The following is a 12,510-nucleotide window of genomic DNA, read 5'->3' as shown; positions in this document are numbered from 1 at the left end:
GCAACACCGGAGGGGCCCTTCGGTTCATCCGCTGGAAACCCGCTTCCACTTACGGAACACGGGCGTGAAAGGGCCCTGACAGGTGATCGCAAGGGCCTCCACGGCCCCGGAGACCCCCTTCGGGGCCCTTTTCCTTGTGAAGAACTTCACGAACCTTTTCCGACAGGCCGTCGGACCGGGTTCGACGCCCCCCTCCACAGGGCTGACGGGCCCCCGTACGGGAGGCCGTGCACGGCCGGAACCCCAGGACACGGGGCCGGCGGGACGGCCGCCGCCGCCCGCGAGACCCCCGGCGGAAGCACCTCCGCCGGGGGCGCCGGCAGGGGGGCGCACCCGGCCCTCCTGCCCGTACCGGGGAACGCCGCCGCCCCGAGTCCGCCGCCCCGCCCCCTACACGAGCGAGAGGGCGATCCCGTCCAGAATGTCGTGTTCGGACACGACCACTTCGCGGGCGCCGACCCGCTCCATGACCTCCCGCAGGACCAGCGCCCCGGCGATGATCACGTCGACCCGGCCCGGGTGGATGACCGGGATCGCGGCGCGCTCGTCGTGGGTCATCGCCCGGAGCCGCTCGGTGACCTCGGCAACCTGCCCGGCGGAGATGCGGGAGCCGTGGATGACCGAGGAGTCGTACTCCTCCAGCCCCAGGGCGACGGCCGCGACCGTCGTCACCGAGCCGGCGAGACCCACCAGGGTGTCCGCCTCGCGCAGCGGCACGGTCCGCTCGGCCAGGTCCAGGGCGGCGCGGACGTCGGCGCGGATCGCCGCCACCTCGTCCCGCGACGGCGGGTCGGTCCGCACGTGGCGCTCCGTCAGGCGGACGCAGCCGATGTCCACCGAGCGGGCCGCCCGCGCGTGCTCCGTGCCCACCACGAACTCGGTGGAGCCGCCGCCGATGTCCACCACGAGGTAGGAGTCGGTGCCGTCGAGCTCCTTGGTGGCGCCCGTGAAGGAGAACTCGGCCTCCTGGTCGCCGGTGACCACCTCGGGCTCCACGCCGAGGATGTCCCGCACACCCCGGACGAAGTCGTCGCGGTTCTCCGCGTCCCGGGACGCGGACGTCGCCACGAAGCGGAGCTTCTGCGCCCCGAGTTCCTCGATGACGGCGGCGTACTCGCGGCAGGCCGCGAAGGTGCGCTCCAGCGCCTCGGGCGCCAGCCGGCCCGTGCGGTCCACGCCCTGCCCGAGGCGGACGATCGTCATCCGTCGGTCGAGGTCGACGACCTCGCCGGTCGCCGGGTCCACGTCCGCCACCAGGAGGCGGATCGAGTTGGTGCCGCAGTCGACGGCCGCCACGCGCGTCACCGTGCGCCACCCTCCTCCGCGCGGTCGACCTGGACGCAGGGGCCCTTCGCCCACCACTCGGGCAGCATCGCGAGGGCCTCGTCGCCCAGCGGGTTCACCCCGGGGCCGGCCACCAGGGAGTGGGCCACCAGGACGTGCAGGCACTTGACGCGGTCGGGCATGCCGCCGGCGCTGGGGAAGCCCTCCAGGACCTCGATGGCGTCGCGGCGGGCGAGGTAGTCCTCGTGCGCGGCGCGGTAGGCGGCGGCGAGCTCAGGGTCCTGCTCCAGGCGCTCCGTCATCTCCTTCATGACGCCGTTCGCCTCCAGCGTGCCGATCGCCGAGTTGGCGCGGGGGCACGTGAGGTAGTACGTCGTCGGGAAGGGGGTGCCGTCGGGGAGCCGGGGCGCGGTCTCCACCACGTCGGGCTCGCCGCAGGGGCAGCGGTGCGCGATGGCCCGCAGGCCGCGCGGCGGGCGGCCGAGCTGTTCCTTGAACGCGGCGACGTCGGCCTCGGTCGGCTCGGTGCGTTCGGTCTGCGGAGGGGGCGTGTCCATGCCTGCCTTGTGCCTGCCTTGTTCCTGTGGGGCGTACTAGCGGTCCTGCTGGTCGGCGCGGTCGACGCCGTCCCAGACGTTGGAGTACCAGGGTCGGCCGTTGCCTTCCTGGTCCTGGCGGCGCTCGGGTGCCGCCTCGGGGTCGTTCATGGTGAACGCGGTCTCGCCGGGCATCACGTAGTGCAGGTGCTCGCGGGCGAGGCGCCGGATGTAGGCGTCGTCCTGGAGGCGGGCCTTCTCGTCGCGCAGCTCCTCGACGCGGGCCGCGGCCTCCCGGGCGAGCCGCTCCTGCTCGGCGATCTCGCCGCGCTGGGACACGTACTGCCGCATCGGGTAGGCGAGCGCCACGATCATCGAGCAGACGACGAGGGCGAGGAACGCGGCCCGGCCGGTGAGGCGGGAGCGGCGCGCCTGGCGGCGGTTCTGGGAGCGGTAGACGCGGGCGGCGGTCTGCTCGCCCAGCAGCCGCAGCCTGGTCGCGGTGGAGAACCGTTCCCGGTTCTGCGTCGCCATCGGCTCGCTCCTCCTTCGCCCCCACGTACACGTACGACGTCCCCGGACACGGTACGGGACCGTGGCCGGGGACGTACGCGAACCACCGGGTCGGCGGACCCGGTGCCCGCCGCGCTTACTGGTTCGCGGAGCGGAACCGCGGGAAGGCGCTGCGGCCGGCGTACACCGCGGCGTCGTCGAGGATCTCCTCGATGCGCAGCAGCTGGTTGTACTTGGCGACGCGCTCGGAGCGGGCCGGGGCGCCGGTCTTGATCTGACCGCAGTTGGTGGCGACGGCGAGGTCGGCGATGGTGACGTCCTCGGTCTCGCCGGAGCGGTGGGACATCATGCATTTGAAGCCGTTGCGCTGGGCCAGCTCGACGGCGTCCAGGGTCTCGGTGAGCGAGCCGATCTGGTTCACCTTGACGAGCAGGGCGTTGGCGGCGCTCTCCTCGATGCCGCGGGCCAGGCGCTCCGGGTTGGTGACGAACAGGTCGTCACCGACGAGCTGGACCTTCGTGCCGAGCTTCTCGGTGATGGTCTTCCAGCCGTCCCAGTCGTCCTCGAACAGCGGGTCCTCGATGGAGACCAGCGGGTACGCCTCGACGAGCTCGGCGTAGTAGTCGGTCATCTCGGCGGCCGTGCGGGACTTGCCCTCGAAGGCGTAGGCGCCGTCCTTGTAGAACTCGGACGCGGCGACGTCGAGCGCCAGGGCGATGTCCTTGCCCGGGGTGTAGCCGGCCTGCTTGACGGCCTCCAGGATGAGGTCGAGCGCGGCGCGGTTGGAGTCCAGGTTCGGGGCGAAGCCGCCCTCGTCGCCGAGGCCGGTGGACAGGCCCTTGTCCTTCAGGACCTTCTTGAGGGTGTGGTAGACCTCGGTGCCCCAGCGCAGGGCCTCGGAGAAGGACTCCGCGCCGATCGGGGCGATCATGAACTCCTGGATGTCCACGTTGGAGTCGGCGTGCGAGCCGCCGTTCAGGATGTTCATCATCGGCACCGGCAGCAGGTGCGCGTTCGGGCCGCCGAGGTAGCGGAAGAGCGGCAGGTCGGACGCCTCGGCTGCGGCGTGGGCCACGGCGAGGGAGACGCCGAGGATGGCGTTGGCGCCGAGCGAGGACTTGTCCGGGGTGGCGTCCAGGTCGAACATCGCCTGGTCGATCAGCCGCTGCTCGGTGGCGTCGTAGCCGACGAGCTCCGGGCCGATCTGCTCGATGACGGCGAGCACGGCCTTCTCGACACCCTTGCCGAGGTAGCGGTCCTTGTCACCGTCGCGGAGCTCAAGGGCCTCGAACGCTCCGGTGGAGGCACCGGAAGGAACGGCAGCACGGCCGGTGCTGCCGTCGTCGAGGCCGACCTCGACCTCGACCGTGGGGTTGCCTCGGGAGTCCAGGATTTCCCGGGCTACGACGACGTCGATGGACGGCACGAGCATCTCCTTCTGGGATGTGACGCGTGGAGTGCAGGATCTTTGGCCTTGCGGCAAGAGCCTAACCGGCGGGACGGCCGTGCCCGGCGACTGCCCGCCCCCTGGGACGAAAAAGGACACGAAGACTGGCGGTTCCGGACGAATGGACACCATTCCTACCCGCAGGTAACCGCTATGAGCAGGGCTTTCCTCATCCGTCATCGCCCGCTTTGTGACGGTTCGCCATGCGCGGCAGGAGGCCCCGGCCCGACGCGCACGGGGGAGGACGCGTCAGGCCGGGGCCGGTCCGGGGCGGCCGGTCAGCTCAGGTGGAGCTGCTGGCCCGGGTAGATGAGGTCGGCGTCCTCGACGATGTCCTTGTTGAGGTCGAACAGCTTCTTCCAGCCACCCTTCACACCCTGCTTCTCGGCGATGGTGCCGAGGGTGTCGCCGGCCACGACGGTGTACTCGCCGTCACCCTTCTTGACCGTCTTCGGCTTGGCCGGGGCGGTGGACGGGGCGACCTCGCGGGTCTCGGCGCGCGAGGCGCGCTCGCCGGACTGCGCGGCCTTCGGCTGGGCCTTGGGCTGGGCCTGGGCCTTCGGCTTCGGCTGCGCCTTGGGCTTCGCCTGGGCCTTCGGCGCGGCCTGGGCGGCGCCTCCGCCGTACGGGGCATTGGACAGGCCCACACCGCAGTGCGGCCAGGCGCCCTTGCCCTGACCCGCGAGGACCTTCTCGGCTATCTCGATCTGCTGGGACTTGCTGGCCAGGTTGGCCGTCGGGGCGTACTTGGTGCCGCCGTACGCGGCCCAGGTGGAGGCGCTGAACTGGAGGCCGCCGTAGTAGCCGTTGCCGGTGTTGATGGACCAGTTGCCGCCGGACTCGCACTGGGCGACGCGGTCCCACTCGGCGGAGGTGGCGGCGTTGGCGTTGGTGGCGACCATCAGCGGCGCGGCGACGGCGGCACCGGTGATCCCGGCGAACGCGGCGAATCGGACGGCCTTGGACGGGCGACGGTGCTTGCCCTTGCCGGAAAGCAGCATGGCGTATCTCCTCACCGACGCCTGCGAGGTGAGCTGTCGGGTTCGGGCGGGGAGTCGCCCGGCCGCGTGTGCGCCCTGACGGACGCGCGGCTTCACCCCAAGCCGGTGGCCGGCCGTCTCTCGACGGCCGGACCCGGCACTTACCTTGGGTCCCCCGCTCCTGCCTGCGGCGCACGAAGCGTCGACTGTTCCCGTCGGCCGTCGGCAGGATTCGGCGTACCGGTCGGCGGGGCCCGCGGTGGCGAGCGGTCCTGACCGTAATCAGAAAGCCGGTGCGAGTTCAAAGGGGGACATCGAGCTCAAACCCGGCGCACGCGCCCCCTTTTGGCGCACATTTGTGCAGGTGAGCCCTGGAGTGCGGCGACTTGGGGGCGGCCGGGCGCCACTTGGAGCGAAGAGACTCTTGTCTCACTTCCACGGAAGTGGACATTCCGCCCGTAACTACCCTTGTTCCTACCCCAGATCGAGGCTCTGACCAGGCAGGATGAGGTCGGGGTCGTCACCCACGACCTCGCGGTTCGCGCCGTAGAGCGCCGTCCAGCCGCCGGGGACCTCGTGGGTGTCCGCGATGGCCCACAGGTTGTCGCCCGGCTGCACCGTGTACGTGCCGTCGGCCGGGGCGCCGTCGAGGCCGCGCGCAGCCGCGTCGCCGCGCGAGGCGTGCCGCCCGTTCCCGCGCTCCTCGGCGACCGCTCCCGGAGCGGTCGCCTCCGCACCTTCGGTGCCGGGCACCCCGAGGCCCTCCGGGACCTCGTCCTTGGCCGGTTCGCCGCGGTGCTTGCCGGTGCCGGGCGCGGGGTCGGGGGCCGTGCCGGGGGCCGGTACGGCGCTCCCCTCGGCAGCGGCCTCGGTCCCGCCCTCCTCGGCGGGAGCGGTGGAGGGCTGCGCGGACGGGGAGGTGGAGGCGTCGGGCCCGGTGGAGGCCGCGCCGGGCTCCTCGGCGCCTTCCGCCGACCCGGCGGCATCCGACACGTCGGACACGCCGCCCTCACCCTCCTCGTCTCCCTTGTCCGCCTTGTCTGCCTTGTCGCTGCTCTTGTCCGCCCCGGTGCCGGCCTCTTCGGGGGTGGCCGTCTCCTGACCGCCGTCCGCCGGGGAGGTGGGGGTGGCGCCGCCGCCGACCGCGGTACCGAGGCCGGCGATCGGCGCGCAGGTCTCCCACGCCTTCGCGCCCTGCGCCGCGAACACCCGCTCGGCGACGGCTATCTGCTCGGCGCGGGTGGCCAGGTCGGCGCGGGGCGCGTAGTCGGTGCCGCCGTACGCCTGCCAGGTCTCCTGGGAGAACTGCAGCCCGCCGTAGTAGCCGTTGCCGAGGTCCGCGCTCCACAGACCGCCGGTCTCGCACTCGGCGACGCGGTCCCAGGTCGCGGCGTCCGCCGCCGACGCGGAGCCGGCGCCGAGCAGGGGCAGGGCGATCGCTGATCCGGTCACCCCCGCCGCGACGACGAGGGCAGGAGCCTGACGGGGTCGACGGTGTCGTCCGTTCCCGGAGCGCATGCGTTGGGCCTTTCGCGTGACTGCTGAGGTGACGGTGAACGTAGGCCATTCGCCCGTGCATCACAAGTCGATGCAGAGGAGATCACGCGTAGATCACAGCCTTGACGGAGTGTCACGGCCTTTCCGGGGTGAAGCGGACAGGTAGGGTGCGCAGCCCCCGCATGATGAGCCCGCCGCGCCAACGGAGTTCGCCCGGTTCGACCGCGAGGTCGAGGTCGGGGAGACGGGTCAGCAGGGTCGCCAGCGCGGTCTGCCCCTCCAGCCGTGCGAGCGGTGCGCCCAGGCAGTAGTGGATGCCGTGCCCGTACCCCAGGTGCTGGTTGTCGCTCCGGGCGAGGTCCAGGGTGTCGGGGTCGTCGAACCGCTCCGGGTCGCGGTCGGCGGCGGCGAGCACGACGAGGACCGGGTCGCCGCGCCCGATCTCCTGGCCGCCGAGGGTGAGCGGCTCGGTGGCGAACCGCCACGTGGCGAGCTCCACCGGCCCGTCGTAGCGCAGGAGTTCCTCCACACCGGTGGCGAGCAGGCCGGTCTCCCCCGCGGCCAGGGAGCGCTGGAGGCGCGCGCGCTGCCCGGGGTCGCGCAGCAGCGCGTACGTGCCGTTCCCGATGAGGTTGACGGTGGTCTCGAAGCCGGCGAACAGCAGGATGAACGCCATGGCGGCGGCCTCGTTCTCGGTGAGGTGCTCACCGTGGTCGGAAGCCCGGATGAGGCCGGAGATCAGGTCCTCCGCCCCTTCGTGGCGCCGGTCCTCGCGCTTGCGGTGGATGAGCTCCACGAGGTAGGCCCGCATCCGCTTCACGGCCCGGGCGACGCCGCCGCGGGGCGCGCTGCCGTGCCGGATCATCTGGCCGGCCCAGTCGCGGAAGTCGTCCTGGTCCTCCCGGGGCACGCCGAGCAGGTCGCAGATGGCGTAGATGGGGAGGGGGAAGGCGAAGTCGTGGATGAGGTCGGCCTCGCCCTTCGTGGCGAAGTCGTCGATGAGGGAGTCGGTCAGCTCCTGCACGCGGGGCGCGAACGCGGCGACCCGGCGCGGCGTGAACGCCTTCGACACGAGCCGGCGCAGCCGGGTGTGGTCCGGCGGGTCGATGTTGAGCAGGTGCGTCATCAGCTCGGCCTTGCGCTCCCCCGGGATGCCGGTCTTGCCCTTGGCGTGGGCGGGCTCGGCGTGGTGCGCGGGGTTCTTGCTGAGCCGCTGGTCCGCGAGGGCCTGCCGGGCGTCGGCGTACCGGGTGACGAGCCAGGCGTCGACGCCGCTGGGCAGCCGGGTCCGGTGCACGGGCGCGTGCTCCCGCAGCCAGGCGTACGCCGGGTACGGGTCGGCGGCGAACTCCCAGGTGAAGAGCTCGGGCGGGGTGTCGGGGCCGTGGTGCGGGGCGTTCACCCTCCGACGGTATCCGCCCGCGGGGCGGCCCCGACGGGCACGGTCCGCCTCAGGGGCCCGCGGCCCGCCGCCGGAGGGCCTGGGGCGGCCCCGGTGCCGGTCGAGCGCCCCGCCCGGCGGCCGGCGGCCTGGCGCCCCGCACGGTCCCGGCGCCCCGGCGGTCCGGGGCCTGGCGGGGGCGCGTGTCGGGCTACGCCCCCTGGCGTTCCGCCGTGAGGATGGCGTCGCGGTAGGTGCGGGCGGCGGCGCGCAGGGCGGCTTCCGGGTCGGCGCCTTCGGCCTCGGCGCGCACGGCCAGGGCCAGCAGTTCGTAGCCGACGCCCCGGCCGGCCGGCAGCGGGACGTCCAGGCCCGCGGTGCGGACGCGGCCCGCGAGCTTGGCGGCGAGGGCGAGGCCGGGCTGGCCCAGCGGGATGCCGTCCGTCACGGACGTGCGCTGCTTCTCCTCCGCCTTCGTGCGCAGCCAGTGCGCCTTGACCTCCTCGGGCGTCTCGGCGTGCTCGTCGCCGAAGACGTGCGGGTGGCGGTGGACGAGCTTGTCGACGAGGGTGGCCGCCACGTCGTCGACGGAGAACGGCTCCTCCTCGTCCTCCTCCGCGATGCGGGCGTGGAAGACCACCTGGAGGAGGACGTCGCCGAGTTCCTCGCGCAGCTCCCCGCGCTCCCCGTCCTCGATCGCCTCGACCAGTTCGTACGCCTCTTCGATGGCGTACTTGGCGAGGCCCCGGTGGGTCTGCCGGGAGGACCAGGGGCACTCGCGGCGGATGCGGTCCATGACCTCGACGAGGTCCAGCAGCCGCGCCCCCGGCAGGTCGTACGAGCCGGGGAGCAGCTCCAGATCGGGCAGGGCGGCGCGGCCGGAGCCGGCGAGGCGGGCCAGACCGTCGGTGAGGGCCCGGTCGCCCTCGCCGGACGCGAGGACCACCGCGGTGCGCGCGCCGTCCGCGCACCAGGCGGCCAGGTCCCGGGCCGCCGGTTCCGCGACGTCGACGGTGACGCCCGCCTCGCGGAGGTACGGCAGCTGCGGGTGGCGCGGGTCGGCGCAGAGCACCCGGTCGGCGGCGTGCAGGGCCTGCCATGCGGGCCAGGACAGCAGTCCGGGGGCCACGCGGTGGCTGGCGGTGAGGAGGACGATGCGGCCGGCTCCGGGGGCTTCAGCGTTCACCCCACGAACCTACCGCCCGCCGCCGCGTGCCCTCCGCGGGGCGGGGTCTACAGCCCTTCGGGGCCCGTCGCCGGGTCGCGGGTGAGCTGGCGGAGCCAGGGCGCCTCGTACCGGCCGAGCTGGATGTTCTCGTCGTCCCAGGTGCCGTAGCGCGGGTTCACCTCGATGTCGAGGGACTCGGACGCGGCGGAGAACAGCTCCATGAGCTTCTTCTGGCCCTCGGGGCTGTTGGTGACGCCGTGCTTGTCGGCCACCTTGTTCATGAGGATGTTGCGGCGGACGACGGTGTCGATCTCGTCGGGGGCGGTGCCCTGCTGCTGGAGGAGCATCGCGGCGAACTGGGCGTCGCCGCCGTACTGCTCGGCGGCGGCCTTCCGGGTCTGCTGGACCTCCTTGCGGGTGGCGCTCACCCCGGCGTCCGCGGCGACCTTGTCGACGACCCGGTCGAAGATCATGCCGTTGAGCTTCTCCCGGCTGAGGTCGCCCGTGGCCTTGATCAGCTGCTCGGCCTGGGGGGACGCCTCCTGCGCGGCGCGGACCTCCCGGACCTGGGCCTGGAGCGCGGCGGTCTGGATGCGGTCGCCGCCCACGACGGCCGCCGCCCCCGGGTGCGCCCCGCTGCCGCAGGCGGTGAGGAGCGGGGCCGCGACGAGTGCGGCGGACACGGTCAGGAGCGCGGTGCTGCGGCGACGGTGCAGGCGGTGCAAAGGGGGCCTCCCGGCGTGGGTCGTACGTCGGCTGGGGGACCGGGGGGCGTCCCCCGGGAAACGCAGTAACGACCTTGCGGTGATCGATGGTAAGCAGTGGCTGTGGCCCAGGCCACTACTTCGGCGCCACTTCTGCCACATCTGCCAACGATTCACGGTCCCGGGGGGTCTCGGGACGCAGCATGATCGTCCGGGAGACGACGAAGGTGACCGGGATCGCCGCGGCCGCCGCCAGCAGCGGCGCGTACGTGTCCGCCATCCCCGCGACGTCGACCAGCAGATACACGCCGGCGGTGGTGATCACGAAGTTGGCGGCGTTGGTCAGCGGGAACAGCAGGAACTTCCGCCACGTGGGCCGCGTGCGGTAGGTGAAGTAGCTGTTCAGGAAGAACGAGCCGACCATCGAGAGCAGGAACGCGACGACGTGCGCGGCGACGTACGGCAGCCCGAGCGTCAGGAACAGCAGGTACATGCCGTAGTACGTGCCGGTGTTCACCACCCCCACGAGGGCGAACCTGACGATCTGGCCGCTGACGCCGGTCATGTGCGCGTGAGCTCCTCTGCGGACGGTCGGCGGGCCCGGGGTGCCGACCGGCGCACCGGCGCGGCGTCGGTCTCCTGCACCAGGAAGTGCGGGCGCCGCTTCACCTCGTAGTAGATACGGCCCACATACTCCCCGATCACGCCGAGCATCACCATCTGGACCCCGGCAAGGGCGGTGACCGCCACCAGGAGGGTGACGTATCCGGGGGTGTCGACACCGTTGACGAGGGCGTCACCGACGATCCATGCCGCATACAAGCAGGCAGCGGCGACCAGGGCCATTCCGAGGTAGAGCGCGGCTCTCAGCGGTTTGTTGTTGAAGGACAGCAGACCGTCGAGTCCGTAATTGAGGAGTTTTCCGAACGTCCATTTCGAGCGGCCCTGCTCGCGGGTGGCGTTCTCGTACGAGAACGTCGCCGTCCGGAATCCGACCCAGGCGAAGAGGCCCTTCGAGAAGCGGTTGTACTCGGTGAGTTCCAGGATCGCGTCGACGGTGCGCCGGGACAGCAGCCGGAAGTCGCCGACGCCGTCGACGAGCTCGACGTCGACGAGCCGGTTGATCAGCCGGTAGTAGGCACGGGCCAGCAGGGTGCGGGTGACGCGGTCGCCGGTGCGGCTGCGGCGGGCGACGACCTGGTCGTGGCCCTCGGCGTGCAGCTCCAGCATGCGGCCCACCAGCTCCGGCGGGTGCTGGAGGTCGGCGTCCATGAGGACCACCGCGTCCCCCTCGGCGTGGCGCAGCCCGGCGAGGATGGCCGCCTCCTTGCCGAAGTTCCGGCTGAAGGAGACGTAGCGGACGCGGGGGTCCGCCGCTGCCTGCTCGCGCAGCAGGGCGAGGGTCCGGTCGCGACTGCCGTCGTCGACGTAGACCAGCTCGAATTCCACCCCGTATCCGGAGATCTCCTCGGTCACCCGCTCGTGGAAGCGGCCGATGATCTCTTCCTCGTCGAAGCACGGCACCACAATCGAGATCAGCACGGCGTTCACCACATCCCCGGTGCGTGTCGGGGGCACGGTCGTCCCGTTGCGCGCAGAAGGACATCCGGTGAACTCGCCTGCGGACGCCCGATTCCACCGCCGGAGCGCTGGCATATTCGGGGCGTGGTTCCGTCCCCGACTTCCTCCGCAGCGGCCTCCTCCCCCTCCGGACCCCCGCCCCCTCCCAGGCCCTCCCCGGCGGGCCGGCCGCGCGCGGCCGCCGCCCGCGTGGGCGGCCTCGCCGCGGTCCTCGTCGCGCTCGCCGTGTGCGCGGGCGACGCCGCGGCCCGCACCTTCCCCTTCGGCGGGCGCACCCGGGCCGTCAACGACCTCGGCAACCAGTTCGTGCCGTACCACGCGTACCTGTGGGACCTGCTGCACGGGCGGGCCGGCGGCGGGCCGCTGCTGAACTGGCGGGCCGGGTTCGGCACGAGCCTGCTGCCCGACCTGGGCACGTACCTGACGAGCCCGTTCGCCCTGCTCGTCGGGGTCTTCCCGCGGGACCGGATCGACCTCGCCGTGTACGTCGTCACGGTCCTGAAGACGTCGACGGCCGCCGCGCTCATGGCCCTGCTGCTGGTGCGCCACGGCAGGGGGTCCGCCAGCCGGTGGGGCGCCGCCGTGCTGGGGGCGTCCTACGCGCTGTGCGGCTGGTCGGTGATCGAGGCCGCCTACAACCCGATGTGGCTGGACGGGCTCGTCGGCTTCCCGCTGCTGTGCCTGGTCGCGGAGTGGGTCCGCGAGGGCCGCCGCCCGGTGCTGGCGCCGCTGGCCGTGGCCCTCGTGTGGACGGCCAACTTCTACACCGCCTACATGGCGACGATCGGCGCCGCCCTGGTGCTGGCGGCCCGCGGCGGGCTGCGCACCCCGCTGCGGGTGTGGGGCAGGGCCGCGGCGACGGTCCTGCTGGGCGTGGGGCTTGCCGCGCCGGTCCTCGCGCCCGTGTTCCTGGGGTCGCGGCACGCCTACCCCGGCTGGACGCGCGCGTTCGCGCCCGCCGACTGGACCGACCTGGCGGCGCGGGCGCTCCCCGCGACGTACAGCTTCTTCACGCCGGCGCTGTTTCTGGGTGCGGGGGCGCTGCTGCTGGCCGCGGCGCTGCCGTTCCACGGGGGCGTGCCGGTGCGCGAGCGGTGGGTGTGGGGCGGGCTCGCGGCGGGCGCCCTGCTGTCGCTCCAGTGGGAGCCGACGCACCTGGTGTGGCACGTCTTCGCCACGCCGAACGGCAGCCCGTACCGGCAGACGTTCGTGGTGGCGGGCCTCGTGGTGCTGGCCGCGTGGCGGGCCGTCGCCTACGGCTGGCCGGGGGCGCGGGCGCTGCTCGGCGGCGCCGGCGTGCTGGCCGCGGTGGCGCTGGCCGCCGCGTACAGCCCGCTGTCCACGGGCCCGGCGTTCGCGCTGTTCGGCGGCGCGGGCCTGGACACCCACAAGTTCGAGGCCGTCCTGTACGAGGAGACC

The 12,510-nt window shown here is 73.0% G+C and carries 12 protein-coding genes and 1 riboswitch; of the genes, 1 reads left to right on the top strand and 11 read right to left on the bottom strand.

Annotated elements, in window-relative coordinates; translation table 11 throughout:
* Positions 1-390 precede the first annotated feature (390 nt).
* From BJP40_RS11080 to BJP40_RS11030, 11 genes are all read right to left on the bottom strand, one after another.
* A complete protein-coding gene (locus tag BJP40_RS11080) occupies positions 391-1,305 on the bottom strand; it encodes a Ppx/GppA phosphatase family protein (RefSeq protein WP_071272792.1) in 915 nt (304 codons plus the stop codon).
* On the bottom strand, positions 1,302-1,841 hold the full coding sequence (locus BJP40_RS11075) for a DUF501 domain-containing protein (RefSeq protein WP_071272790.1): 540 nt from the start codon (positions 1,839-1,841) through the stop codon (positions 1,302-1,304). The genes BJP40_RS11080 and BJP40_RS11075 overlap by 4 nt, the downstream gene beginning before the upstream one ends.
* Before the next feature lie 36 nt (positions 1,842-1,877).
* On the bottom strand, positions 1,878-2,354 hold the full coding sequence (locus BJP40_RS11070) for a septum formation initiator family protein (protein WP_071280226.1): 477 nt from the start codon (positions 2,352-2,354) through the stop codon (positions 1,878-1,880).
* A gap of 115 nt (positions 2,355-2,469) precedes the next feature.
* Complete coding sequence (gene eno / locus BJP40_RS11065; RefSeq protein ID WP_071272814.1) at positions 2,470-3,759, bottom strand: phosphopyruvate hydratase; 1,290 nt, start codon at positions 3,757-3,759, stop codon at positions 2,470-2,472.
* A 299-nt stretch (positions 3,760-4,058) separates the two neighbouring features.
* Positions 4,059-4,781: a transglycosylase family protein gene (locus tag BJP40_RS11060; RefSeq protein WP_071280225.1), complete on the bottom strand. Its 723-nt coding sequence runs from the start codon at positions 4,779-4,781 to the stop codon at positions 4,059-4,061.
* A gap of 3 nt (positions 4,782-4,784) precedes the next feature.
* Positions 4,785-4,963, bottom strand: a riboswitch (cyclic di-AMP (ydaO/yuaA leader).
* A gap of 271 nt (positions 4,964-5,234) precedes the next feature.
* Positions 5,235-6,278 carry a transglycosylase family protein gene (locus BJP40_RS11055; protein WP_071280224.1) on the bottom strand — a complete coding sequence of 348 codons (1,044 nt, stop codon included), beginning with the start codon at positions 6,276-6,278 and terminating at the stop codon, positions 5,235-5,237.
* A 112-nt stretch (positions 6,279-6,390) separates the two neighbouring features.
* Positions 6,391-7,659 carry a cytochrome P450 gene (locus BJP40_RS11050; protein WP_071280223.1) on the bottom strand — a complete coding sequence of 423 codons (1,269 nt, stop codon included), beginning with the start codon at positions 7,657-7,659 and terminating at the stop codon, positions 6,391-6,393.
* Between the two features lie 190 nt (positions 7,660-7,849).
* Positions 7,850-8,824 carry a nucleoside triphosphate pyrophosphohydrolase gene (locus BJP40_RS11045; RefSeq protein WP_071280222.1) on the bottom strand — a complete coding sequence of 325 codons (975 nt, stop codon included), beginning with the start codon at positions 8,822-8,824 and terminating at the stop codon, positions 7,850-7,852.
* Between the two features lie 47 nt (positions 8,825-8,871).
* Positions 8,872-9,522, bottom strand: coding sequence for a SurA N-terminal domain-containing protein (locus BJP40_RS11040; RefSeq protein ID WP_071272811.1), 651 nt, complete (start codon positions 9,520-9,522; stop codon positions 8,872-8,874).
* Between the two features lie 124 nt (positions 9,523-9,646).
* Positions 9,647-10,075, bottom strand: coding sequence for a GtrA family protein (locus BJP40_RS11035; protein WP_071280221.1), 429 nt, complete (start codon positions 10,073-10,075; stop codon positions 9,647-9,649).
* Complete coding sequence (locus tag BJP40_RS11030; protein WP_071280246.1) at positions 10,072-11,052, bottom strand: glycosyltransferase family 2 protein; 981 nt, start codon at positions 11,050-11,052, stop codon at positions 10,072-10,074. The genes BJP40_RS11035 and BJP40_RS11030 overlap by 4 nt, the downstream gene beginning before the upstream one ends.
* A 228-nt stretch (positions 11,053-11,280) precedes the next feature.
* Between BJP40_RS11030 and BJP40_RS11025 the strand changes: the two genes are divergently transcribed.
* A partial coding sequence (locus BJP40_RS11025) for a YfhO family protein (protein ID WP_143065930.1) occupies positions 11,281-12,510 on the top strand: 1,230 nt, incomplete at its 3' end.

The sequence above is a fragment of the Streptomyces sp. CC53 genome, assembly GCF_001865245.1.
Taxonomy (GTDB): Bacteria; Actinomycetota; Actinomycetes; order Streptomycetales; family Streptomycetaceae; genus Streptomyces.
The sequence above is the reverse complement of the archived record's forward strand: the minus strand, read 5'-3'. Positions and strand labels throughout refer to the sequence as shown.